Origin of the sequence: Nakamurella endophytica, from assembly GCF_014646215.1 — a bacterium.
In the GTDB taxonomy this organism is placed as follows: Bacteria; Actinomycetota; Actinomycetes; order Mycobacteriales; family Nakamurellaceae; genus Nakamurella; species Nakamurella endophytica.
On sequence record NZ_BMNA01000021.1, the window covers coordinates 1 to 24,246 of the forward strand.

The window sequence follows — 24,246 nt, forward strand, 5'->3', positions numbered from 1 at the left end:
ACACCGCAATCGGGAACCAGGCCCCGGTCACCCGCTTAACCAACCTGTCCGGTCAGTACAGCTAGTCGGGGCCATCGCGCTCCGCCGACGCCGCGACAATCTGTAGACACCACCGCGGCGAGCGCAGGTGGGCCAACCGTTACGCAGGCGGCGACGAACCTGCTGCGTGGGGTATCCGCCTCGCCGCCGGTGTTCGCTAGCGCTCACGCTTGTTGCCGGTAGATGTCCGGCTCCAGATAGATCATCCGCGCTGCGGGCAGCGCCTGGCGGATGCGACTTTCAGCCGTATCAATTGTGGTCGCTACGTGTTGCGCTGAGTCGTCATGATTGACACCGATTTTTGCGGCGACCAAGATCTCGTCGGGACCCAGGTGCAGCGTCTTCATGTGCACGATCCGGGTGATGGACGGCGTCGACGTCAACGCTGACACGATGAGCGCCGTGTCCGCATCTGAGGCGGACTCGCCGAGCAGCAGACTTTTCGTCTCTACTGCCAGGACGACTGCAATCGTTACTAGCAGCGCACCGATGGCGACCGTTGCCAACGCGTCGTACACGCCGTTGCCCGTCAGGAGGGTGAGGATGACTCCGATCATCGCCAAAGCTAGGCCGAGCAGCGCGCCCAGATCCTCCAGCAAGACCACGGGCAGTTCGGGAGCCTTGGACGACCGAACGAACTTGATCCACGAGAGCCCCCCTCGCGCTCGATTAGATTCAGTCACTGCGGTTCGAAAGGAGTAACTCTCCAACGCCGTCGCCACGGCCAACACCACGATTGGCAGCCACTTCCACCCTTCAACGGTGTGCGGCTGCCGAACCTTGTTGATCCCCTCATAGAGGGCGAACAGGCCCCCAATACTGAACAGTACGATGGCGACAATGAATGCGTAGAGGTAACGCTCGCGACCGTACCCGAATGGATGGGTGGCAGTGGCTTGCCGGCGGGATCGGCGACCACCGACCAGCAGGAGGCCCTGGTTACCGGAATCGGCAACAGAATGGATGGACTCGGCAAGAAGCGACGGCGACCCGCTCAGCAGAAACGCCGCGAACTTGGTGACCGCAATACCCATATTCGCCGCAAGCGCCGCGAAGATCGCCTTCGAACCACCGGACGTGCTCATGACCTCCGCCTTCCACCTCATTCTCAGCTTGTGCTGCCGCTGTTGCGGCGTCACCGTTCCTAATCCGGGTTGGTTAGCCGGTGCCCGTCGCGCATCCCACACGACCGCCTAGATCCGAAATCATACCGATTCCAAAGGCGGCCGGCGCGCTCCTGCTGTCAGGGCGGATCGGCCGTCGTCGCTGATAAAACGCCAACACCTGGGCGATACACGGATTCGTCGGACATCGGACTTGTAGCGTCCCTAAAACTTGACTGTTCCATTCGCTGCTTCAGCCGCCGACCTCTGCCAGCAGGAACAGCGCAATGAAGCCGAGGAAGAACAGCGCGCTGAGTACGGGCGTGTCGGGTTGTTCGTGCGCCTCGACGATCAGTTCCTCCACGACCAGGTAGAGCAGCGCGGCGGCACCGAAGGCTAAAACGGCGGCCAGCACGGTAGGGCTGGCGTCGCCCAGGACAGCCGCGCCGCCGATAGCCCCTAGCGCAGTGGCCAAAGCAAGGCTGGCCGCGACGCTGGCGGCCCGGAACCGGGCGATTCCCAGCTCGAGCAACTCCGCGCATACCGCCAACCCCAGGAACAAGATTTCCAGGGTCAGCGCGACCGTCAGGATCAGCCCTTGGTTGCTGCCCAGCGTGACGCCCAAGCCCACCAGCAGGCCGTCCAACAACAAGTCAATTCCTACCGCGACCAGCAATCCCACCGGTAAACGTGCGGTCGGCGCCGCAGCGGTGGATTGGGCGGGGCTGTCACCGGTCGTCTCGGGAGCGGCCGTGGTGGCTTCCAGGCGTCGGGTGTAGGCGGCCAGCATCAGCAGGACAGCGACGCCGGCCGAGAAGCCGACCGCGGTCGCCCACAGGTGTCCCTGTGCCTTCAGCTCAGGCAGCACTTCGGTGGCCACGGCCGCGAAGACCACGCCGGCCGCCAAGTGCTGCACGCCGCTGGTGAACTTCGGGCTAGGTCGGCGCAGCGCCCCCGCGAAAGCCCCCGCGCCCGCGGCCACCACCGGGAAGACCACCAAGACGGCGGCCTGACCGACCACAGACATCACCTAAGACCTCCACTCAGACGTCCACAGATGCCCTGTCGGCTCCAAAGACTTGATTGCCTACGTTCGAAGCTCAGTTCGAGGGTCAATGTCCGTGGTGCTGCGGTCGGTCGCTTTCAGGTGCCGTGACGGCGGTCGGTGCCGTTTCGGCGGCGGCGACGGGGTAGTGGCGCGGGCCGTGGGGTTCCTCGCAGGTTTCGCCCGCCTGGCCGCCGTCCTGTGCGGTCGCGGAGGGGTCGTTGATGTGGTCGACCTGCAGGGTGGTGTGGTCGATGCGGTATTGGCCTCGCAGCAGCACTTCCACGTCGCGGCGGACGGCGTGGCAGTCACCCGTCGGGTCGACCAGGATGTGCGCGGACAAGGCGGGCATGCCGGAGGTGACGTCCCAGATGTGCAGGTCGTGAACCTCGGCGACCGTGGGCCGCTGGGCCATCGCCGGCCCGATCACGTCCGGGTCGAGCCCGCGCGGCGCGGCCTCGAGGAAGATCCGGCCGGACTCACCGATCAGGCCGAATCCGGCCTTGAGCATCAAAGCTGCCACGACCATCGCCGCGAGAGCGTCGGCGCGGGCGAACCCGGTCAGCAGCACCACCAGTCCTGCGATGGCGGTGGCGATGAACGCGTAGAGGTCGTTGAGGATGTGCTGGAACGCGCCTTCGACGTTCAGGCTGGTGCGGTTGGCCTTGGAGATCAGCCACGCCGCGGCGATGTTGACCGCGATGCCGACAAGGGCGGTGATCAGCACCAGCGCGCCGGTGACCTCCGGGGGGTCGATCAGTCGGCGGATCGACTCGTAGATGAACCACACAGCCAGCAGCACCAGCGTCAGACCGTTGGCCTGAGCAGACAGAATCTCGGTGCGTTTAAGGCCATAGGTCCAGCGGCCCTGCGCCGGCCGGGCGGACAGCCGCATCGCCACCAACGCCAAGACGATCGAGGCGGCGTCGGTGAGCATGTGCCCGGCATCAGAGATCAACGCCAACGAACCGGCGACCACCCCGACCACCACTTCGGTCAGCATGAACACCACGATCAAAGCCAACGCCCCGGTCAAGTATCGGCGGTCGGCGTCCGCGGCGACCCCGTGGCTATGCCCGCCGTGCCCGCCGTGCCCGCCGTGCCCGCCGTGCCCGCCGTGCCCGCCGTGCTCACCGTGGTCGGCATGGCCGTGGTCGGCATGGCCGTGGCCGGCCCGCTCAGCGCGTGTTTGGGGCGGCGGCGCTGCGCCGCTGCCGTCGTGGTCAGTCACGCGAGTGCGGCCTTTGCACGAGCTGCACAGCGACGAGGGACGCGCCGGCGGTCGCACCGCCGGTCGGGCTGACGGTGGAGTCGGCAGCGGGATCGGCAGGGGAGCAGCACCGGCAGCCCGCGTCGCATTCGTCGGTGTCGACGGACACTGACACGGCCCCAGCCGCGGCCGTGGGGGCATCGGCCGGGTGCGTGCCCGGGACGCAGCAGAAATCGGACTCTGCGTTGTGGTCTGCGTTGTGGTCGGCGTGCAGGGCGGCGGTGGGGGCGCAGCAGCTGTCGCCGCGCCAGGCTTGCAGTCCTTCTCGGACGGCGACCGCGGCGATGACCAGCGCGGCGATCGGATCGGCCCAGGACCACCCCCACAGCCAGTTGACGGCGAGGCCGACCAGCAGCACCGCCGATAGATAGGTGCACAGCAGGGTCTGCTTGGAATCGGCGACCGCGGACCGCGAGTTCAGCTCCCGCCCGGCGCGGCGCTGCCCGTAGGACAGCACCGGCATGATCAGCAAACTCAGCCCGGCCAGGACCAGCCCGACGGGGGAGTGCTGGGCCTCGCGGCCGCCCAGCAACGAGATTGCGGCGTCAATGGTCACGTAGGTGGCCAGCGCGAAGAACGACACCGCGATGATCCGCAGCGCCGTCTTCTCCCGCCGCTGCGGATCCCGGCCGGCGAACTGCCACGCCACCGCCGCCGCCGAGGACACCTCGATCACCGAGTCCAACCCGAACCCGATCAGCGCCGTCGAGGACGCTGCGGCGCCGGCGACCAACGCGACGACCGCCTCGATGACGTTGTAGCTGATCGTGGCCGCGACGAACCACCGGATCCGCCGCTGCAGCAACGCCGGCCGGTCCACGGCAGCAGCACCAGGCCGGGCCAGCGGTGCGGCGCCGCCGGGGGAGGTGGTCGCGGCGGCCATCAGCAGCACCCTTCGGTGGTGGCGGCGGCGCAGTACTGGGGGTCGACGGCGACCACGACGCTCATCAGGTCGGTCAAGGCGTGCGCCAGGCGGGCATCGGCCAACTCGTAACGGGACCGCCTGCCTTCGGGCACGGCGACGACCAACCCGCAGCCCCGCAGGCACCCCAGATGATTGGACAGGCTCTGCCGGCTCGTGCCCAACAGCTCCGCCAGCTCCGACGGGTAGCCGGGACCGTCCCGCAGCGCCAGCAACACCCTGGCCCGAGTGGGGTCGGACAACGCCTGACCGAAACGGGCCAACACCGCGCCGAACGTGGCGATCTCAACAGGCACACCAACACACTACATCGCGCGGTGTATCCAGGCGACGGTGGACCGGTAGGCTGCACCTGCCGGTTGTGCGGTCGGGGAGGCCGGGAGGAGGAGGCGCGGACGTGACATCCACGCGTGGCCTGTCGTCCCTGTCCGCTGTATGGCTAGGTCGTTGGCTGCTGCTCGGCGTGGCCTTGGTCGCCGTCGTGGCGCACTTTTTCACCGTTCATGACGCCGGCGACGACCCAATGTCGGTGAGCGCGTTCACCACGGCATCACCATCGGTTGGCGTTGACCACTCTGTGCATTCTGTCGACGAGCCGTCGACCGTCACCGGTGCCGCTGCGCCGGACGGGCGGGGCGTCTTTCAGGTCCAGCAGTGGCCCAGCCGCGACGGCCATGGGATGCGTTTCGGTTGTGTGACCGTGTTGCTCACAGGTCTGCTCATCATGGCGTTCGTGGGTGGACCGACCGCAGCGCTGCAAGCCCCGACGGTGTCGGTACGGCGGTTGCCTAGCGGACGAACGGGCGGGTCGGACCCCCCGAACCGTCGGACTTTGTGCGTGGAACGGACCTGACGGTCGGGCACGTCGCTGGCTGCGCCTGCCTGCAGCGGCAACACATCCCCACGTTTTGTCTCCTCGTTCGTGTCCGACCTTGCAGAAAGCTCGTCCATGCCTGTTACGTCCTTGCGTTTGCGCGGTCTCGCCGCGGCCGGTGCCCTGCTCGCCGTTTCGGCCTGCACCGCAACCCCCGCTGCGCAGCCCACCGCCGCACCCGAAGCCAGCGCCACCAACAGCACCGTGACCCCAGCCGGCACGGCCGCGGATACGGTGCGACCCGGAACCGGTGCGGTCACCAGCACCGGATCCTCGCCGCTGTCCGGGTCACTGTCCGGGTCGTCGTCCAGCCAGTCATCGCCGCCTAGTGCGACCACCCCGGTCAGCAGCACCGTCCTGGCTCCGCCGAAGCCTCGATTGTCAGCGGTACCGGCCAACGGGGCCGAGAACGTGTCGCCGATCAAGCCGGTCACCGTCGCCGCTGCGGCGGGCACCCTGACGTCGGTGGTGATGACCAACCCGGACGGCAAGAAGGTCCGCGGCGCCCTGACCGCGGACCGCACGAAGTGGACCTCGACCGAGCCGCTGGGCTACGGCCGCCGGTACACGATCACCGCGGCCGCCGTCGGCGCCGCCGGCGGCAAGACCACCACACGAGCGTCGTTTTCCACCTTGACACCGGCCGACACCATCTACCCGTCGTTCTTCCCCAACTCCGAGCTGTCCACCGTCGGGGTCGGGCAACCCATGGTCGTCACCTTCGACAAGCCCCCCACCGACAAGGCGGCGGCCGAGAAGGCCCTCAAGGTCACCACCGTCCCCGCCGTCAAGGGCGCCTGGTACTGGTGGGATGACCGCACCCTGCACTACCGCCCCGAGAAGTACTGGAAGCCGGGAACCAAGATCACCGTCGCCGCGAACATCTACGGCGTCAACCTCGGCGACGGCGTCTACGGCGAGACTGACCGGTCCACGACCGTCACCATCGGGCAGTCCAAGATCGCCAAGGTCGACGACGCCAGCAAACAGATGCAGATCTTCGTCGATGACAAGCTTGTCGACACGGTGCCGGTGTCGATGGGGATGAACAAGTCGGTCACCGTCAACGGGCTGGACATCTCCTTCATCACCCCCTCCGGCACCTACGTCGTGCAGGAGAAGTACGAAGTCAAACGGATGACCTCCGCAAGCTACGGCCTGCCGCTCAACTCCGACCTGGGCTATGACTCGCTGATCCCGCTTGCGGTGCGGATCTCCGATGACGGGATCTTCGTCCACTCCGCGCCGTGGTCGGTCCAGGATCAGGGCGTCCGCAACGTCTCCCACGGCTGCATCAACATCAACCCGCAAGCCGCGCAATGGTTCTACGACAACTTCAGTTACGGCGACATCGTCACCGTCACCGGCACCTCCACCGACCTCGAACCCAGCAACGGCTACGGCGACTGGAACATCTCCTGGTCCGACTGGCTGCAAGGCAGCGCGCTCTGACCCCGCCCGCCCACGCCAGCCCGACGCCCCTGCCCGATGCGGGACATCCGGACGGTGAGCCCGCCGCGGACACCACCGGTGCACGGGGCCGACCAAGGTGGGGCCCCTGCCCGCCGACCCGCTGCTCACAACCCTGCTGCACACGACTGCCTGAAAGGCGCCCTGCCTGTGACAGATCCGTTCATGCCGCTGCTACGGGACAAGCTCGACCCGGTACCCGAGCTGGCCGCACGACGCGCCGACCAACCGATCAGCAAGCTCGAGTTCCCGTTCGGGTTCTCCGCGTGGTTGGTGACCCGCTACGACGACGTCCGGCAAGTCCTGGCCGACGCCGACGCGTTCAGCAACGACTTCGCCAACCTCACCGCCGCAGCGACCGGGCGGGCCGCGCCGGCCGCTGACCCGGGCGGGCTCGGCTTCGCCGACCCACCGGATCACACCCGACTGCGCCGGATCCTGACACCGGAATTCACCATGCGCCGCCTGGGCCGGCTGCAACCACGGATCGCCGACATCATCGACCAGCAACTCGACCGGATGGCGACCGCCGGGCCGGGCGTGGACCTGGTCAGCAGCTTCGCCACCCCGATCCCGTCACTGGTGATCAGCGAGCTGCTCGGCGTCCCCTACAGCGAACGGGAAGCGTTCGCGCAACTGTCCGAGTCCCGGTTCGACATCTTCGCCAACCTCGGCGACCCGATGGGCGCCGTCACCGAATCGCTGATCTACCTCAAGACCCTGGTGCAGCGAGAACGCGACCAACCAGGCGAAGGCATGCTCGGCATGATCGTCCGAGAACACGGCGACGCCATCACCGACGACGAACTCGCCGGCCTCGCCGACGGCTTGCTCACCGGCGGCCACGAAACCACCGCCAGCATGCTCGCCCTGGGCGCACTCGTGCTGCTGCAACAACCGGACCTGGCCACCCGGCTGCGCCACGACGACACCCACACCGCGGCCATCGTCGACGAGCTGCTGCGCTACCTCACCGTCGTCCAAGTCGCCTTCCCCCGCTTCGCCCGGCGCGACCTGCAGATCGGCGACCAACACATCGACAAGGGCGACATGCTGCTGTGCTCACTCACCTCCGCCAACCGCGACCCCAACCTCGCCGCGGAACCCGACCAAGTCCACCCACCCCAGGCCAGTACCGCGCATCTAGCGTTCGGGCACGGCATTCACCGCTGCGTCGGCGCGGAACTGGCCAAGATGGAGCTCCGCGCGGCCTACCCCGCTCTGCTTCGCCGCTTCCCGGGCCTGCAGCTGGACATCGACGTCGCCGACATCAACTACCGGCAGTACTCCATCGTCCACGGCATCGACAACCTGCCCGTGTCCTGGTAGCCGCGGGGGCAAGACGGGGATGGCCTCGAACCTCTTCTCGAGTCGATCGGCGCGCACCTCCTGCAGTAGCACGTCAAGGCGTCAGACCGCACATCACGACGAACCGAAAACAGGAACCGGAGGATCCGTTGGCTCTCTTGAGGCGCAGATCGCGCGGCCTCACAACCGAGACCGCGAAAACCAGGAACGGCGGGTCCAAGCCGCCGACGCACCAGGATGCCGCCGAAGGCGACGACGAGCCCGCCGAGCAGCAACAACCAGCGGTTCACCTCGGCGACGCGCCCACGCAGCCGACTACTGCAGCGTCCAAGGCAACGCGAGAATCAGTTGCAGCCAGACGACCGGTCAAGCCCAGCCGGGCGCCGCTGATCGTCGGCGGCCTGGTGATTGCAGCCATCACTACCGTCGTCGTCATCGGACTGATCATCAACGCACAGCAAGGCGAGGCCACGTCGACCTACGGGCCGTCGACCGAGTCAACGGCCACCCTCACGGCCGACGGCGTGATCACCGTGTCCAGCGCCGGCCACGTCCCCAGGGCCACCCTAGATGTCTACGTGGACCCACTATGCGAAGCCTGTGCGTTCTTCGAACAGCAATTCGGCCAAGAAATCAACGACAACGTTGACAACGGCGCCCTCGTCGTCCGATATCACATGCTCACCTTCCTCGACGGCAACTCTGCCTCCGGGAACTACTCGACCCGTGCCTCGGCAGCGCTAATGTGCATCGCTCGCGACGTCCGCACCCGAGCCGGCGGATTTCGGTCCTACCTCGAGAGCCTGTTCGCAACACATACCCAACCACAGGACAAGGGCTCCACCGACTTGGCGAACGCACAGCTTGCACAATTGGCGGTCAACAGCGGCGCCGGATCGTCCACAGCGTCCTGCATCACCTCCGGCGCCACCACAGCTTCTGCGAAAGCCGAGTCGACGGCAGGTCAGCGGCAACTCATCGCGGCGATCGGACGCAATTGGAGCACCCCCACCGTGCTTCAAGACGGCAAGCCAGTCAACATCAACACCAGAGGCTGGCTGACCAGCCTTGTCGATTGACGTCGTGGGCACCGCCCGGTGCGATACCCCGCAAGGGCCGATGGACACGGACTCAGCTGCCGTACGCGCTCCTCGAGATGTCATGTGCAGCCGCTGCGCCGCCCATCACCGCGTTGCCTGTGGCAATTCGGTTAAATTATAGGAGTTGGCTACTATGACGCGTGAATGTCAGTTCTTTCAGTTGAGGCCGAGTTGGACACGGGATCCTGGACATCACCGATGCGTAACCTCACCCCGAGTCCACGCGTGAGGCGTACACATCGCGTCGCGTCGGTGTACGCCACGGGACAGGTCGCTTCAGCACGGGTTACCGGGCAGCGCCGCCGACGAGTCATCGCCGTGGTCCTGCTCACTCTGGCGCCCGTCGTAGCGCTTACGCACCTCCTCGAACACCTGGGCGCCTGCCGATCGATGACCTCAAGGCCTGAACGTATCGACTGGCTGGCACGCGGCGCCCGTCGTACACATGCGCGGCGGAATCCGATCGGTCTGATCGATAAACAGGGTGCGACGAACTCGGCCGACTCCCTCACTCGCTCGGCATGCTCTTCAGCAGCGAACCGTCGACTACGTAGGGGTAGTGACGCGCTGGGTTTTCTTCGCGCGTCACGGGCGCCCCAACACCTGACCCGTCGCCGACTATCTGGATCCCCAGTCAGGTCGAACTACTGGACATTCCGACGCGCGCGCGCCGGACTCGCGCTGTGCATGATGTCACTCGTGACAGTAAGCTGCTCGGTGAACAACGCGCAGAGTCAGTCCTTTTCGTTTGTGTCCCCTGGAGGCCGGACGGACTTGTCGTACCGCGTGGCGGATCGTCAACCGATCGGCGCGTTGAGCGGTCCTGGTCTGTTGGAGCCCGAGTCAACCATCGCGGTAGCCGACTATCCCGGCAAGGTGATCGTCCTGAATTTTTGGGGATCCTGGTGTGCACCGTGCCGCGCAGAGGCCGACGGGCTCAACCGTGCCTCGGCGCAACTAGCATCGAAGGGCGTGCAGTTCATCGGCGTGGACGTCAAAGACACCCGCGAGGGAGGCTCCGATTTTCACAAGTCGAAGCAAGTTCCCTATCCGTCAATCTTCGACCCATCCATGCGCACGTTGCTGTCCCTGCAGGGCTACCCCGCCAGCGCGATCCCCTCAACGATAGTGCTCGATCGCAACCACCGGGTCGCTCACATCTGGTTGCTACCGGTAACGGCCGAGAAGTTGGTTTCGGTTATCGAGCCGATCCTGGCGGAGACACATTGACCATGATCCCCGGGATCGCCTCCGTGCACGTCTCCGCCAGTGGCATCACGGATACTGTGTTGTCCGGTCCATTTGTCCTGGCGGCGATGCTGGCCTTCGCTGCTGGAGCCGTGTCGTTCGCCTCCCCGTGCTCCATCCCGCTCGTGCCGGGCTACCTGGCGTATCTCATCGGGCTTGTCGGCGCAGAATCAGCCGCATCGACGCCATCGGCGACAATTCGCGTCAGGGCGCGAGCGGTCCGCGCGACGGCGCTGTTCGTTGCCGGGTTCACCGCGATCTTCCTGGCGCAGACCGTGGCGGTCTTGAGTGTTGCCTGGGCTCTCCTCGTCAACAACGATGTCTTGATGCGCATTGGTGGAGTTGTCACCGTCGTGATGGGGCTAGCGCTGCTCGGCTTTATTCCTGTGCTGCAGCGGGAGAAGCGAGTGCATCTGCGGCCGACCGGACGCAACTTCGGGCCCCTGCTGCTGGGCGGCGCGTACGGGCTGGGATGGGTGGTGTGCATCGGTCCGACACTGGCCGGAGTAATTGCACTCGCAACAGCCACCGACTGGGGTGGCTCCGCATGGCGCGGGCTCCTGCTCGTGCTCTTCTATTGTGCTGGCCTAGGAGTTCCCTTTCTGCTCCTGGCATTCGGATTCGGGTGGGCGAGCAGCGGGTTGGCCGCTTTGCGGCGTCGCAGTCGCAGCATCCAACGGTTCGGCGGCGTGGCGATGATCGCGCTCGGCATCTTGATGGTCTCCGGCGTTTGGGGACAGTTCATAGCGTGGCTTCAGGTAGCAGTGTCCGGTAGCGGCGGGGTGTGGTTGTAAATGGTTTCGCAAACAAGCGCCGCCGACGATGGCGCGGTGGCAACTACCGACCGTCCGGAGCCATCGCGTTCGCCAAGGCCAGCACAGACGGCGTTCGCGCTTGCTCGGAACATCTGGCGGCAACTGACGAGTATGCGCACGGCACTCATCCTCTTGTTCTTGTTCGCCTTAGCCTCTTTGCCGGGGGCACTGCTTCCGCAGTGGAACCTCGACAGAGGCAAGACTGCGCAATTCATCATCGACCACCCGCGATGGGGGCGCTTGCTGGATGCGACTGGGTTCTTTTCAGTTTTCGGTTCCCCGTGGTATGCGGCCATTTACCTGTTGCTCTTCACCTCACTCGTTGGGTGTCTGGTTCCGCGGAGCGTGGAATTGACGCGTCAGCTGCGACGACCGCCGGTTGTCACGCCGCGCAACTTGGTCCGCATGCCGCACTTTTTCGCCTTCACTACTAGCGCGACTCCGGACGATTCGGCAGCGAAAGCGACAGCCGTGCTGGGGCGACGCTGGCGGATCCGACGAGACGTCGAGGCCGACGGCGCCGTCACCATCTCTGCCGAACGCGGCTACCTGCGTGAGGTGGGCAACGTTGTGTTTCATCTGTCGTTACTGGGCTTGCTGGTGGCGGTCGCCGTCGGCAAACTCGTCGGCTACGAGGGCTCAATCATAGTCGACACGCAAAGCGGGTTCTGTTCGGTCGGCCCGGTGTCGTATGACAATTTCCGTCCTGGGATTCTGGTGGACGGCACGCAGATGTCGCCCTTCTGCGTCAACGTGGAAAACTTCCGTAGTGCCTACACGGCCCAGGGTCAGGCGTCCGAATTTGCGGCAACCATTCGATACCAGTCGGGTTCCGACGTGGGCACGGGGCGGTGGTCTTCGCGGGTGCTGCAAGTCAACGATCCGCTGCGTATCAGCGGCCAGCGCCTGTACCTACTCGGTCACGGCTTCACGCCGCACTTTCGTGTGAAATATCCCAGTGGAGCGGTACGGGACTATGCGCAACCTTTTCAGCCGATGGATTCCACGTTGGTCTCACAAGGCGCTGTGAAAATCACGGACCCGCCGGATTGGAACGGAACGAGTCTGCTCACCCACCAACTGGCTCTGGTCGGTGTTTTCGCTCCGACGCAGCGAGTCAGTGGCGGGGTGATGACCTCCGTGTTTCCGGCTGCTCGCGATCCCGGCGTGGCCGTCCAGGTCTACCGAGGCGACCTGGGCTTGGAGATCGGTCGCCCCCAGTCGGTCTTCGCTATCGACAGCGCCCAGGTCGCCAGCGGACTACTTGTGAAGGTGAAGCAGGGCAACCTTTCGCCGGGCCAGACTCTGACCCTCGACGACGGCACTGTCATAACCTTCACCGGGTACAACGAGTGGGTGAGCCTGCAGACGTCCTACGACCCAGGTCAGCTGGGCGCGTTGATCTCCGCGATCGCCCTGCTCGTCGGGCTGACTGTCTCTTTGACGATCAAGCGTCGGCGCGTGTGGTTTCGGTTTCGTGCGACGGCGGATGCAACAGGGGAGGCCCGCACGGATGTCGAGGTCGGGGGACTGGCCCGCACCGACGCCGCAGGCTACGGCGAAGAGTTCTCAAGGTTGGTGCGGCTGACCGTATGAATGCGGCCGGAGCGTGTTCGACGCAGGCTGCCCATCCACGACGACGCCGCGGAGCCCACCGGAGGGCAGGGCAGGCCCCTTACAACGCATATCTGCGGCCGATCGCGGTTGTCGCTGGGCTACGACTTCTCGCCACCGCCGCGCTGCTGCCGATGACCGTGCTCATCAGTCGTACTGATGGTGGCCATCGCGCCGCGGCTGATCGCGCGGCTGGCGCCAAGCCCCTGATCGTCGGTGGACTACTGGCCGTCGCCGCCGGGCCGCTCTGGTTGTCCTCCGCCCGATCCGATCGAGTCTGCCCCCCCGGGGCCGTCGTCAACGACTCGCCGAGGCAGGGCGACGGGCGCTGCTCGCGCCGACTCCTTTAAGCCAGTCGACGACATTCTGCTGCCGCGTCGACCGGTCGGTCGCCACGTCCAGCGGCGTGCCCTCGGCGTAGCCCGGGGTCCAGTCGATATCGGCCCCGGCCTCGAGCAGCCGCTCCGCGGCTCGACGCTGGGACGCGGCGCAGGCGTGCCAAAACGCCTGCGAGGCCGCGTCGCGTTCCGGCTCGTCGACAAGCAGACCTTACAACAGATCAAGCCGGCCCAGTGCGGCCGCATGCCCCAGCTTCTCGATACGCGCGCCCCGCTGGGCCAGCAGTTCCGCGACGTGCCAACACCCATACCCGATCGCGTTGTCCAACGGTGTCCCGATCGAGCCGCCGGGCAGCTGCATGTCCGCGCCGCCCTCGAGCAACGCCTGCGCGACATCGACGTCGTCGCTGCTGGCCGCCCAATGCAACGGGCTCTCCCCGCGTTCATCGTCATCGGCTCGCACGTTCGGGTCGGCGCCCCGCTCGATCAGTAGGCGCACCGCCTGTGGGCCGCGCGGGGTGTATCCCGGCCAGTCGGCACCACGTGCAGGAGAGTCCGGCCCCCATAGCCGGGCACCCGGTCACGGGCGAGGCTCGGTCGTGCGGCCAGCGCGCGTGTCAATGCCGTCAGGTCGCCCGCCCGCAGCGCAGACACCGCCGAGTCGGCGCCGGTGTCGCGTGGCTCAGCGGTCACCTGCTGCAAAGCGATCACTCGCCCGTCCGCGACATTCACCATCGTCGCCGTTCCCTCCGCGACGCCAACACCGGACACCAAGAACGTCGCATCATCACGGCGCGTCACCTTCACCGCGCGAAGCTCATCACGCGGTCGTTGGCCCTGGCGCAGGCGCAACAGCGCCATTACCTCTTCGCGGCCCGCGCACTCCCACGGGCTAGGCTCGACCGCTTTGAGCGTGACTTGCGGGTCCAACACCTGCTCCAGCGCGTCGAGATCACCCCGCGTCCACGCCGCGAGGCCCTTCTCGATCGCTGCGTTCGCCGAGTCGTTCACCGGATCGCGACCGCCGCCGCCTCTTTCAGAACCCGACGCAGCTCACGCAGCCCTGGCAGCGGTCGCCCGCCGGGATAGACCCGGCAGGCCAGCGCCGCCGTTCGGCCCGGCTCATCGAACAAGTCGCGGCCCTCGACCGTGAACGTCGGCGAACCGAGGAAATGCATCTGTTCGGCCATCGCAGGGCTTTCAACCATGACCACCTCGAACGACTGCGACCCCAGGCCGATGTCGTCGAGCGCACCACGCAACAGGGCGGCTGCGGCTTCCTCGTGAGGACAGTCCGCCAGGACAACCAGTTTAATCCGCATCACCACCTCATCCTCCGCGTCTTCGCCCGGAATCGGAAGGCAGGCAACAGCAGCTGAGCAGCACACCCCGAACTCACCGCGTCGCACTCAAATGGGCCAAATCGGTGAGGGCCGGGGAAGCCAAATCACCTGCCGAACCCACCTGGCATACGGCCCAGCCGCAGTTACTGTGCGGCAAGCGGGATCTATTGGACCGATCGGCAAGCCGAGGGCACGTCGCCGCGGCCCAGCGCTTCGCCAGCCGTAACGGATCAGCGAGCCGCTTGGCACCCACGCCGCCGCTGTTGATCACCTCGACGGCCGGTGCACGTCGAATCGGGCGGCACGAAGCGCTGTCGACCGTCTCCTGGTGGCGGGGGGTACGGAGGGGCGACGGGATCATCGCTGGTCCTGGTCGGGGCGTAGCCGGATGCGGCGCAGCAGTTGGGCGTTGGCGGCGACGATGATGGTGGAGGCGCTCATGAGGATGGCGCCGACGGCGGGGGCGAGGACGAATCCGATGGGTGCTAGGACGCCTGCGGCAAGAGGAACCGAGACCACGTTGTATCCGGTGGCCCAGGCCAGGTTTTGCCACATCTTGCGGTAGGAGGCGCGGGAGAGGGTGACCACTCCGACGACGGAACGGGGATCGTCGGAGGCGAGCACGACACCGGCGGATTCGATGGCCACATCGGTTCCGGCGCCGATGGCGATGCCGACGTCGGCGCGGGCGAGAGCTGGGGCGTCGTTGACGCCGTCGCCGACCATGGCGACGGTGTGCCCGCGGGCTTGCAACTCGGCGACCTTCGAGTCCTTGTCGGCGGGTAGTACCTGAGCGAAGACGTCGTCGATGCCGATTTGGCCGGCCACGGTGTCGGCGACGGTGCGGGCGTCACCGGTGATCATGGCTGTGCGTACGCCGAGTTTGTGCAGCCGGTCGATCGCTTCGGCGGATTCGGGTCGGATGCGGTCGTCCAGGGCCAGTGCGCCGGCGACGTGGCCGTCGCGCAGCACGTAGAGCACGGTGCTGCCCTGCGCGGCCCATTGGGCGGCCGCGGTGTGCACGGGTTCGGGGACGTGCCCGTCGGTGGTGTCCAGGACGGCAGGGCCCCCGACGGTGATGCGGGCACCGTCGACGTCAGCTTGCACGCCGCGGCCGGTGTGGGAAGCGAAGTTGGAGGCGGCCGGCAACGACCCGGCCGACCGGGCGGCGGCCACGATGGCGCGGGCGAGGGGATGTTCGCTGTCGGCCTCGGCGGCCCCGGCCTGGGCCAGTAGCTGGGCGGTGGCGGCCGGGTCCTGGTCCCCGGTGCTGGCGACGACGCCGGCGACGGCCGGTTGACCCGCTGTCAGGGTGCCGGTCTTGTCGAAGAGCACTACGTCGACCACCCGCATCTTTTCCAGCGCAAGCCGATCCTTGACCAGGATGCCGGCCTTGGCCGACACCGCCGTGGAGATGGCAATCACCAGCGGGATGGCCAAACCGAGGGCATGCGGGCAAGCGATGACCAGGACGGTGACGGTGCGTTCGACGGCCTCTTGCGGCTGGCCCAGCAGCATCCAGACGGCGAAGGTCACGACGGCGGCGCCGGCGGCGAAGTAGAACAGCACTGCGGCGGCCCGGTCGGCCAGAGCCTGGGCCCGGGATCGGGACGACTGCGCCTGTTCGACCAACCGCCGGATACCGGCCAGCGCGGTGCCTTCACCGACAGCGTCGATGCGGACCCGGATCGCCGAGTCGGTGGCGACCGTGCCCGCCACCACGCGGTCGCCGGGTTCTCGCCGCACCGCCCGTGATTCGCCGGTGATCATCGACTCGTCCAGGTGCGCAAGGCCATCGACGACGACACCGTCGGCGGGGACCCGACCGCCGGAACGGACCAGCACGAGGTCGCCGGCGGCAAGCTCATCTAGGGCGACGGTGTGCACCTGCCCGGCGGCGTCAACCCGTTCAGCGTCGTCGGGCAGCAACGCCGCCAGAGCGTCCAACGCGCCGGAAGCCTGGCCCAGCGCCCGCATCTCAAGCCAATGACCGAGCAGCATGATGACCACCAGCAGGGCAAGCTCCCACCAGAAGTCCAGGTCCAACCCGCCGATCTTCAACGTCGTCGCGGCGGAGGAGACGAACGCCACGGTGATGGCCACCGCGATCAGCAGCATCATTCCGGGTTGCCGGGAACGGATCTCACCGACGGCGCCGGTCAAAAACGGCCAACCGCCGTAGACGAACACCGCGGTGCCGAATACCGGCGCCACCCACACCAACCCCGACGGGATGTGGTAGCCCAACAGGTCCGCGAACATGTGACTGCCCAGCACCGCCGGCACCGCCAGGACCAGCGACCACCAGAACCGGTCCCGAAACTGCGCTGCATGATCGCCGTGCCCGCCGTGCCCGCCGTGCCCGCCGTGCCCGCCGTGGGCACTCTGTCCTGCATGACCGCGGTGGCCTGCCTGGCTTTGGTGCGTTGCGTCCGCGTGGTGGGCGGTGTGGTCGTGCCCGCCGTGTGGTGCTGCGGTCGGATGGCCGGCGTGTTCGCCGTGGCCGGTGGCGGTCAGGACGGGGTCCATGTCGCCGGTCGGTCGAACGGTGTCCGGTGGCGTTGTCACCGCTTTCGATGCGCCGCGCACGGTTCCTGAAGAGGTCGTCTGGTCAGGGTTCGATGCCACGTCCGTCTCCTCTCCCTCGCAATACCGGCAACGGTACCCCCGGGGGGTACCTTTGTCGAGTGGTGGTCGTGGCCGGCTTGCGTCGGTGAGCGCGGACAGACTGCAGGCTGCCGGGTGACACCCGACGGTCGCGGACGCCGGTCGAGCAGTGTTCGATGCGCCGGGGTGCTGTCGGCCTGGGCCTATCTGGTCACGGGCCCGAGGACGGGTTCACGGGCGTCTAGCCCGGCGAGCACTCGGGGGTCCTGGAGCTGCATCCAGGCGATGACGGCAGTGCAACTGCGCACAGGAGTCCTTGCCGCACGCCACGGCGTGTGGGAGCTGGTGCGCCGCAGAGCCAGTGACGGGTGCGCTTGATTCTGGGCGTGCGCGGGACCGCCTCGAGCAGCTTGTCCGGGCGTTTGTGATGTCGGATGAGGTCAGGGGAGGGCGGAGCCTTGCTGCCACTGGTGCCATGGGATGTTCCAGTCGCCGAAGCCGTCGGTGGGTTCGAGCTTGGTGCTGGTGCCGGTGACGGTGACGATGTCGCCGTAGCTGAAGGTGTTGTAGAACCACTGGGCGGCCTGCGGGTTGATGTTGATGCAGCCGTGGGAGACGTTGCGCCGGCCCTGGTCTGCCACCGACCACGGCGCCGAGTGCACGACGATTCCTTCGCCGGAGATTGTCACCGCCAGCGGGATGTCCTGGTCGTAGCCGAGGTCGTAACTGGTGGGCAGTCCGTAGGTGGCCGAGGACATCCGCTTGACGGCGTACTTCTCCTGCGCCACGTAGGTGCCGCTCGGGGTGACGAATGAGATGTTTTTGCCGGCGACGGTGATCTTTTGGTTGCGGCCCATGGACACCGGAATGGTGCGGACCTTCTTGCCTGCGATGAACACCTCCATCTGCTTGGTGGCGTCGTCGATTTTGGCGATCTTTGACGGGCCGATGGTCAGGTGCAGGGTGCGGTCGGTCTCGCCGTACATGCCGCCGCCGAAGTTGACCCCGTATACCTTGGCGCGCACGGTGATCTTGGTGCCGGGCGTCCAGTAGTGCTGCGGCCGGTAGTGCAGGGTCCGTTCGTCCCACCAGTACCAGTTGCCCTTCACGGTCGGGACGGTGCTGACCTGCAGCGCCTTCTCGGCGGTGACCTTGTTGCGGGGGGCCTTGTCGAAGATGACGACGATGGGTTGACCGATCCCGACCGTCTTCATCTGTGGGTTGGGGAAGAACGAGGGATAGACGGTCTGTGCCGGTTTGACGGTGGTGAAGACGGCGGTGGTGTCGGTGCGAGCGGGGCCAGCTCCGGTCGCGCTGGCCTCGATGGTGTAGCGGCGGTTGTAGCCGAGCGGCTCGGTCGAGGTCCAGCGGCGCTCATCGGCGGAGTAGGAGCCCTGCACGAGGCGGCCGTCGGGATTGGTCAGCGACACCGAGCGCAGCGTCCCGCCGCGAGCGGTGATGACCACCGGTGCGATCGGTGAGATTCCGGTCGTCCCATCCGCCGGCACCGTGTCGATCTTCGGCCCGACCTGGGTCGGGCTGCCGCTCGTGGTCGGCGCGGCCGGCGTCGGCAGCTCTGCGGTGCCCGTCGAGGTGGTGCCGGTGCCGGCGGTTCTCGTGTCGGCGGTGCTGGTGGATCCGGTTGCCGCGGTGTCTGAACGGACTGTCGGGGTGGCCGGTTCTGCGGTAGCGGCGATCGTCGTCGTGGTGGTCACGGTTGTCGCGGTGGGGACGGCGGAGCATGCCGCGGCCGTCATCGTGGTGGTGATCAGTCCGATCATCAGCCGCGCGATGCGGCTCGGGGTGGTGGGCATAGAGGTCCTTCCGGACGGGGCAAGGTCGCGGGGTGGCGTCGTCGGTGGTGGCGGCGCGAGCGGGCTTCGGGTGGCGTGCGGTGCTCGGTCCGCGCCGAACGGCAGCCGTGGGTCCAGCCACCCGGTCGACCGCAATCTGTGGGACTCAAAGCGCCGCGACGGCGGTGGCGCGGCGGCCGCGGTGGCGCTGCGGTGGGTTGTTCCACCCGTCCCGCTTGGGAGTGGGAGGGGTGGGGTGCCGGAGGGCTGGCGCGTGAGGGGGAAGGGCCGGCCCTCCGGCGGTCGGTGCAGGAGAAGAACCCCTTACAGGGTTTTGAGCAGGTCCTGCATGGTGGTGATCTCGGCGGTCTGGCTGGTGATGATCGAGTTGGCCAGTTTGAGCGCTGAGGGGTTGGCTCCGTCGGCCTGTTCGGTCTTGGCCATGTCGATGGCGCCCTGGTGGTGGGCGATCATCATCTGCAGGAACAGCTTGTCGAACGCGGCGCCCTTGGCGGCGGTCAGTTGCTGCATCTGCTGCTCGGTCATCATCCCCGGCATTGCCGCACCCGAGGACGCGCTGCCGCCGGTGTCGCCGTGGCCGGTGCCGTGGTCCATGCCCGGCATGCTGCCCATGTCGGAGCTGGTCGGCGAGGCCGAGGTCTTGGTCAGCGGCATGCCGTTCATGTCGGTGTCCGGGGCCCAGGCGGCCAGCCAGTCGCTCATCTGGTCGATCTCCGGGGCTTGCGCCGCCTTGATCTTGGCGGCCAGCTGCTTGACCTGGTCACTGTCGGCTCGGGACGGTGCCAGGTCGGCCATGGCGATGGCGCCCTTGTGGTGCTCGATCATCATCGAGGCGAAGGTGACGTCGGCGTTGTTGTGCGGGCCGGCCGGGCCCGTCGGCATCGGCATGCCGCCGGCTGTGCTGCTGGGCGCTGTACTGCCGGTGGCTGGGTCGCCGGTGGCCGTCGACGGTGTGGCGGTGGCCGCGGTCGAGGCGGGCCCGGCGCTGGTGCTGGTGCTGGTCAGCGGGGTCATGGTGCTGGCGGTGTTGCCGCCGCTGCTGCAGGCGCCCAGCAGGAGGCCGGCGCCGGCGGTCACGACGACCAGTCCGGGGCGGATACGCAAGGTGTTCACAGTTGTCTCCAGGTACGGGAAGAGGGAACGCAGGACACGCTGAGGTCGCCGCATCGGTGTGTCCGGTGCGGCGAAATGGCGGTTCCTATACCCGGAGAACGCACAGGGCCAGGCGCGGTGGCGGCGGCCCGGGTGGGCCGCGTCGCCACGGCGCCCACGCCGACGCGGGGCCGGCATGGCGTCGGCCAGCTCCCGCGGTGGCCAACGCCAACAGCAACGAAAGAATCAGCCCGGCGACGGTGACCAGGAACAGCACACAGCCGGCCATCGAATCCATCGGCCGTCCGTGGCCGGTCCGCACCGCAGCGGCGTCCGTGCGGTCGACGTCGACAGCAGGCGCGGCGGCAGGCGTGAAGTGGCGCGGCTGCCCAGCCGCCGCCACGTGCTGGGCCGGCGGGTCGGCAGGGTGATGAACAGCGTGGTCGGTGTGGTGTTGTGGGGCTGGAGCGGCCGGCACGGCCTGCACGGCCTGCATGTCCATGGCATCCGCGGGCGCCGTGGCTGGCATGGCGTGCCCGCCGTCCTGGTCGTGGGCGCCGAGCACGTGCATGGCGAACACACCCCAGATGACCAGCAGGATGGTCGCCGCCACGCCGACTCGCGCGGCGGCGACCGGTCGCCGGAGCGGAGCGGCCGTGTCCACGACGTTCAGTATCGCCAGGTTCGGCGACTGCCCACGGCTCACGGCGTGGACGATTCCCGTGTCGTGCTGCCGGTACCCGCTGCGGCCGCCGACTCTGCGGTTCCTGTCGCCGTTGCGGCGTTTGCTGGGACCGCTGCTGCTGTTGTCGCGTTCACAGCGGCGCCGGTGGTGGCGGTCGGTCGGTCGGTCGGGGTGCGGGTGGGCGGCACGGCGGAGCCGAAGTTGCGCAGCCGCAGGCTGTTGGACACCACGAACACCGAGGACAGGGCCATGGCGGCGCCCGCGATGAGGGGGTTGAGCAGGCCGGCGATCGCGAGGGGGATGGCGGCGATGTTGTAGGCGAACGCCCAGAACAGGTTGCTCTTGATGGTGGCCAGCGTGCGGCGGGACAGCCGGATCGCGTCGACTGCCGCGTAGAGGTCACCGCGGACCAGGGTCAGGTCGCTGGCCTGGATGGCGACGTCGGTGCCGGTGCCCATGGCGATGCCCAGATCGGCCTGGGCCAAGGCTGCGGCGTCGTTGACGCCGTCGCCGACCATGGCCACGACGTGGCCTTGCCGTTGCAGGTCAGCGACCGCGGCGAGCTTGCCGGCGGGGGACACGTCGGCGATGACCGTTTCGATGCCGACCTGCGCGGCGACCGACCGGGCCGCGCGCGGGTTATCGCCGGTGAGCAGCACGGGCGAAAGTCCCAGTCGGCGCAGCGCGGCAACCGCGGCCGGGCTGGTGGCTTTGACGGTGTCGGACACCACCAACACGCCGCGGGCTGCGCCGTCGACAGCGACCGCGACGGCGGTGCGGCCTTGCGCTTCGGCGGCGGTGACCGCCTCGAGCAGCTCGGGCGGCAGCGGGGCGGACCACTGCTCGGCGAGCCACCGTCCGCGGCCGGCGGCGACCGCACGCCCGTCGACGACCCCGAAGACGCCTTGCCCTTGGCTGTTGCCGAACGAGGACACGGTCGGCAGCGCCGCGCCGGGGGGCAGCTGGTCGCGGGCGGCGGCGGCGACGGCCGCGGCGATGGGGTGCTCGGAAGCGTCCTCCAAGGCGCCGGCCAGGCGCAGCAATGCTGCTGTGTCCTCTCCGGAGGCGGGCACGACCTGGACAAGCTTCATCCGGCCGGTCGTGACGGTGCCGGTCTTGTCCAGCACGATGGTGTCGACGCGGCGGGTGGACTCGAGGATCTGGGGGCCCTTGATCAGGACGCCGAGTTGGGCGCCGCGGCCGGTGCCGACCAGCAGCGCGGTCGGGGTGGCCAGCCCGAGCGCGCACGGGCAGGCGATGATCAGCACTGCGACGGCTGCGGTGAACGCTGCTTCCGCGCCGGCACCGGCGACCAGCCAGATGACCAGCGTCGCCGCCGCCAGCGCGATGACCAGCGGAACGAACACCGCGGAGATCCGGTCGGCCAGCCGCTGCACCGGGGCCTTGCCGGACTGGGCGGCTTCCACCAGTGCGGCCATCTGCGCCAACTGGGTGTCGGCGCCGACCCGGGTGGCCTGAACGATCAGCCGGCCGCCGGCGTTGACCGTGGCGCCGACGACCGCATCGCCCGGCCGGACCTCGACCGGCACGCTTTCCCCGGTGAGCATGCTGGCGTCCACCGCTGACGATCCGTCGACGACGTACCCGTCGGTGGCCATCTTCTCACCGGGTCGGACCACGAAGTGCTCGCCCACGGCCAACTGCCCGATCGGGATGCGCTGCTGTTGGCCCTGCCGCAGCACTGTCACGTCCTTGGCGCCCATGTGCAGCAGCGCCCGCAACGCCGCACCCGACCGCTTCTTGGCGCGGGCCTCGAAGTACCGGCCCGCCAAGATGAACACGGTCACCGCGGAGGCGACCTCGAGGTAGATCTCGCCGGCGCCGGCGCCGCGTTCGGGCAGCAACCGGAACGGCATCCGCATGCCCTCGTGCCCGGCGTCGCCGAACAGCAGCGCATACAGCGACCAGCCGAACGCAGCCAGAACACCGACGCTGACCAGAGTGTCCATGGTGGCCGCGCCGTGACGCAGATTCGTCCACGCCGCCCGGTGAAACGGCCACGCCCCCCACACCACCACCGGCGCCGCCAACGTCAAAGAGATCCACTGCCAGTTCGCGAACTGCAGCGCCGAGATCATCGCCAACACCAGCACCGGCGCCGCCAACGCCGCCGACACCAGCAGCCGCTGACGCAGCCCGGCCAACTCTGCGCGGCCGCCGGCACGGCCGCCGTCCTGCTCGCCGGCGTCCTGGCCGCTGTCCTGGTCACCGCCGTCGTGGGCGGACGGGATCGCGGGGGCGGCCGGATCCGCTGCCGGCGGCTGCGGCGATCGTGGCGGTGCGGGGACGGCGGCGGTGTAGCCGGTGGCCTGCACGGTCGCGATGGCGTCCTGGACGCTGACCGTCGTGGGCAGGTCGACGACTGCCTTCTCGGTGGCGTAGTTGACGCTGGCCTGCACGCCCGGCATCCGGTTCAGCTTCCGTTCGATCCGCGCCGCGCACGAAGCGCACGTCATACCGCCGATCAGCAGCTCCACCCGCTGCGGCGGGTCGGCCACCGCGGGCTGGGCAGCAGATGTCATGGCAGCACTCCTGACACTGGGATCGGCGGCGGGCGGCCGCCGGCGGGGCCTTCGATGCGGACGGCTGGCGGGTCAGCGCAGCGAGCCGGGGACCAGCTGGTAGCCGGCTTCCTCGACGGCGTCCTTGACGGCCTGCTCCTGCACCGGCCGGTCGGTGGTGACCACGACACGGCCCGAGGGCAGGTCCACCTGTACGTCTGTGGTCCCGGGCACACCCGCGGTGACCTCTTCGGTGACCGCGGCCACGCAATGCCCGCAGGTCATCCCGGACACCGTGAACGTGCTGACCACCGTGTCCACCCCAGCGCTTCGCGCCGCGCCCGCACCGGCGCCGCTGGACGGGTCAGCGGCAGCAACGGTGCCGGCGGAGCTCGACGCGGCAGGGCTGGTAGCGGCAGGGCTGGTGGCGGCAGAGTCCGTGGAGCAGCCGCATCCGCAGCCCCCGTGCTGCTGCGCCGTGGTGTCGGTCAAGGGCAGGTGCTGAGTCATCACATCCACCTTCCGGCCTTGAGGCCATTAGTCGTTGGTCGTTGCTGGGCAGGGGAGCGGGGCCAACGGCGGTGTCCGCGGTGTCCACGGTGTCCACGGTGGCCGCTGGGTGCTACTGGGGCTGGTTGGGTTGACTGCCGCTGTCCCCGGCCGTCTGCGGTCCAGGCGGCCCAGGACATGCGGCCAAGGAGATGCGGGCCGAGGACATGGCGTAGTGGAGGTCGATCAGGAGCGGACGAGTCTGGCGATGGCGTCGGCGGCTTCTTTGACCTTGATCTCGACCGAGTCGCCGCCCTCGGCGACTGCTTCGGCCACGCAGTGCGCCATGTGCTCTTCCAGCAGCTTGACGGCCACTGACTGCAACGCCTTCGTGGCCGCCGACACCTGGGTCAGGATGTCGATGCAGTACTTGTCGTCGTCGACCATCCGGGACAGCCCGCGCACCTGACCCTCGATGCGCGCCAGGCGCTTGACGTAGTCGCTCTTGCTGGCCGTGTAGCCGTGCATCCCAACCTCCACGTCATCGC

The 24,246-nt window shown here is 68.0% G+C and carries 22 protein-coding genes and 1 pseudogene; 7 read left to right on the forward strand and 16 right to left on the reverse strand.

The window, feature by feature from the left end; all coding sequences use genetic code 11:
- Positions 1–203 precede the first annotated feature (203 nt).
- The 6 genes and pseudogenes from IEY37_RS21250 to IEY37_RS21275 form a co-directional block, all read right to left on the reverse strand.
- On the reverse strand, positions 204–1,124 hold the full coding sequence (locus IEY37_RS21250; RefSeq protein WP_188944944.1) for a cation diffusion facilitator family transporter: 921 nt from the start codon (positions 1,122–1,124) through the stop codon (positions 204–206).
- A 271-nt stretch (positions 1,125–1,395) separates the two neighbouring features.
- A complete protein-coding gene (locus tag IEY37_RS21255) occupies positions 1,396–2,169 on the reverse strand; it encodes a ZIP family metal transporter (protein WP_188944973.1) in 774 nt (257 codons plus the stop codon).
- Positions 2,170–2,254: 85 nt separating this feature from the next.
- Positions 2,255–3,418, reverse strand: a complete 1,164-nt coding sequence (locus tag IEY37_RS21260) for a cation diffusion facilitator family transporter (RefSeq protein ID WP_229674747.1) — start codon at positions 3,416–3,418, stop codon at positions 2,255–2,257.
- Between the two features lie 244 nt (positions 3,419–3,662).
- Positions 3,663–4,340: pseudogene (locus IEY37_RS21265) on the reverse strand (cation efflux transmembrane domain-containing protein); the annotation flags it as partial.
- A complete protein-coding gene (locus IEY37_RS21270; RefSeq protein WP_188944946.1) occupies positions 4,340–4,675 on the reverse strand; it encodes an ArsR/SmtB family transcription factor in 336 nt (111 codons plus the stop codon). The gene IEY37_RS21270 and the pseudogene IEY37_RS21265, both read right to left, overlap by 1 nt.
- Positions 4,676–5,021: 346 nt before the next feature.
- Positions 5,022–5,678 carry a hypothetical protein gene (locus tag IEY37_RS21275; RefSeq protein ID WP_188944947.1) on the reverse strand — a complete coding sequence of 219 codons (657 nt, stop codon included), beginning with the start codon at positions 5,676–5,678 and terminating at the stop codon, positions 5,022–5,024.
- On the opposite strand from IEY37_RS21275, the gene IEY37_RS21280 reads away from it, so the two are divergent.
- The 6 genes from IEY37_RS21280 (at position 5,665) to resB (ending at position 12,790) form a co-directional block, all read left to right on the forward strand.
- Complete coding sequence (locus IEY37_RS21280; RefSeq protein ID WP_188944948.1) at positions 5,665–6,705, forward strand: L,D-transpeptidase; 1,041 nt, start codon at positions 5,665–5,667, stop codon at positions 6,703–6,705. The two genes, IEY37_RS21275 and IEY37_RS21280, sit on opposite strands and share 14 nt — an antisense overlap.
- A gap of 183 nt (positions 6,706–6,888) precedes the next feature.
- Positions 6,889–8,052, forward strand: a complete 1,164-nt coding sequence (locus tag IEY37_RS21285; RefSeq protein WP_188944974.1) for a cytochrome P450 — start codon at positions 6,889–6,891, stop codon at positions 8,050–8,052.
- A gap of 128 nt (positions 8,053–8,180) precedes the next feature.
- Positions 8,181–9,110: a DsbA family protein gene (locus IEY37_RS21290; protein WP_188944949.1), complete on the forward strand. Its 930-nt coding sequence runs from the start codon at positions 8,181–8,183 to the stop codon at positions 9,108–9,110.
- Between the two features lie 738 nt (positions 9,111–9,848).
- Entirely contained in the window at positions 9,849–10,361 is a 513-nt protein-coding gene (locus IEY37_RS21295) for a TlpA family protein disulfide reductase (RefSeq protein WP_229674750.1), read from the forward strand.
- Positions 10,362–10,363: 2 nt separating this feature from the next.
- Positions 10,364–11,173 (forward strand): cytochrome c biogenesis CcdA family protein, encoded by an 810-nt coding sequence (locus IEY37_RS21300; RefSeq protein ID WP_188944975.1) that lies wholly within the window; start codon positions 10,364–10,366, stop codon positions 11,171–11,173.
- Between the two features lie 36 nt (positions 11,174–11,209).
- A complete protein-coding gene (resB, locus tag IEY37_RS21305) occupies positions 11,210–12,790 on the forward strand; it encodes a cytochrome c biogenesis protein ResB (RefSeq protein ID WP_229674751.1) in 1,581 nt (526 codons plus the stop codon).
- Between the two features lie 567 nt (positions 12,791–13,357).
- Here resB and IEY37_RS22395 read toward each other — a convergent pair.
- From IEY37_RS22395 to IEY37_RS21320, 4 genes are all read right to left on the reverse strand, one after another.
- The gene (locus tag IEY37_RS22395) at positions 13,358–13,645 is read right to left on the reverse strand and encodes an ankyrin repeat domain-containing protein (protein ID WP_308426422.1); all 288 of its coding nucleotides are present in this window, start codon (positions 13,643–13,645) and stop codon (positions 13,358–13,360) included.
- On the reverse strand, positions 13,633–14,157 hold the full coding sequence (locus tag IEY37_RS22400) for a nuclear transport factor 2-like protein (RefSeq protein ID WP_229674752.1): 525 nt from the start codon (positions 14,155–14,157) through the stop codon (positions 13,633–13,635). The genes IEY37_RS22395 and IEY37_RS22400 overlap by 13 nt, the downstream gene beginning before the upstream one ends.
- Positions 14,154–14,474 carry a hypothetical protein gene (locus tag IEY37_RS21315; protein WP_229674753.1) on the reverse strand — a complete coding sequence of 107 codons (321 nt, stop codon included), beginning with the start codon at positions 14,472–14,474 and terminating at the stop codon, positions 14,154–14,156. The genes IEY37_RS22400 and IEY37_RS21315 overlap by 4 nt, the downstream gene beginning before the upstream one ends.
- Positions 14,475–14,846: 372 nt before the next feature.
- Positions 14,847–16,766, reverse strand: a complete 1,920-nt coding sequence (locus IEY37_RS21320; protein ID WP_229674754.1) for a copper-translocating P-type ATPase — start codon at positions 16,764–16,766, stop codon at positions 14,847–14,849.
- Positions 16,767–16,820: 54 nt separating this feature from the next.
- Between IEY37_RS21320 and IEY37_RS22405 the strand changes: the two genes are divergently transcribed.
- Positions 16,821–17,087 (forward strand): hypothetical protein, encoded by a 267-nt coding sequence (locus IEY37_RS22405; RefSeq protein ID WP_229674755.1) that lies wholly within the window; start codon positions 16,821–16,823, stop codon positions 17,085–17,087.
- 449 nt (positions 17,088–17,536) lie between these two features.
- Here the strand turns inward: IEY37_RS22405 and IEY37_RS21325 are convergent, their stop codons facing one another.
- From IEY37_RS21325 to IEY37_RS21350, 6 genes are all read right to left on the reverse strand, one after another.
- Entirely contained in the window at positions 17,537–18,910 is a 1,374-nt protein-coding gene (locus IEY37_RS21325; RefSeq protein ID WP_188944953.1) for a L,D-transpeptidase, read from the reverse strand.
- A gap of 303 nt (positions 18,911–19,213) precedes the next feature.
- Positions 19,214–20,023 (reverse strand): DUF305 domain-containing protein, encoded by an 810-nt coding sequence (locus tag IEY37_RS21330; RefSeq protein ID WP_229674756.1) that lies wholly within the window; start codon positions 20,021–20,023, stop codon positions 19,214–19,216.
- Between the two features lie 85 nt (positions 20,024–20,108).
- Complete coding sequence (locus IEY37_RS21335; protein ID WP_188944954.1) at positions 20,109–20,708, reverse strand: hypothetical protein; 600 nt, start codon at positions 20,706–20,708, stop codon at positions 20,109–20,111.
- Positions 20,705–23,230, reverse strand: a complete 2,526-nt coding sequence (locus tag IEY37_RS21340; protein WP_188944955.1) for a heavy metal translocating P-type ATPase — start codon at positions 23,228–23,230, stop codon at positions 20,705–20,707. Before IEY37_RS21340 ends, IEY37_RS21335 begins: the two co-directional genes overlap by 4 nt.
- A gap of 72 nt (positions 23,231–23,302) precedes the next feature.
- Complete coding sequence (locus IEY37_RS22410; RefSeq protein ID WP_229674757.1) at positions 23,303–23,521, reverse strand: heavy-metal-associated domain-containing protein; 219 nt, start codon at positions 23,519–23,521, stop codon at positions 23,303–23,305.
- 423 nt (positions 23,522–23,944) lie between these two features.
- On the reverse strand, positions 23,945–24,226 hold the full coding sequence (locus tag IEY37_RS21350) for a metal-sensitive transcriptional regulator (RefSeq protein ID WP_188944978.1): 282 nt from the start codon (positions 24,224–24,226) through the stop codon (positions 23,945–23,947).
- Positions 24,227–24,246 lie beyond the last annotated feature (20 nt).

Coding starts and splice junctions, on each gene's coding strand:
- IEY37_RS21250 (WP_188944944.1), bottom strand. CDS start 1,124: ATGAGCACGTCCGGTGGTTCGAAGGCGATCTTCGCGGCGCTTGCGGCG.
- IEY37_RS21255 (WP_188944973.1), bottom strand. CDS start 2,169: ATGTCTGTGGTCGGTCAGGCCGCCGTCTTGGTGGTCTTCCCGGTGGTG.
- IEY37_RS21285 (WP_188944974.1), top strand. CDS start 6,889: ATGCCGCTGCTACGGGACAAGCTCGACCCGGTACCCGAGCTGGCCGCA.
- IEY37_RS21300 (WP_188944975.1), top strand. CDS start 10,364: ATGATCCCCGGGATCGCCTCCGTGCACGTCTCCGCCAGTGGCATCACG.
- IEY37_RS22405 (WP_229674755.1), top strand. CDS start 16,821: ATGATCGCCGTGCCCGCCGTGCCCGCCGTGCCCGCCGTGCCCGCCGTG.
- IEY37_RS21325 (WP_188944953.1), bottom strand. CDS start 18,910: ATGCCCACCACCCCGAGCCGCATCGCGCGGCTGATGATCGGACTGATC.
- IEY37_RS21340 (WP_188944955.1), bottom strand. CDS start 23,230: ATGACATCTGCTGCCCAGCCCGCGGTGGCCGACCCGCCGCAGCGGGTG.
- IEY37_RS21350 (WP_188944978.1), bottom strand. CDS start 24,226: ATGCACGGCTACACGGCCAGCAAGAGCGACTACGTCAAGCGCCTGGCG.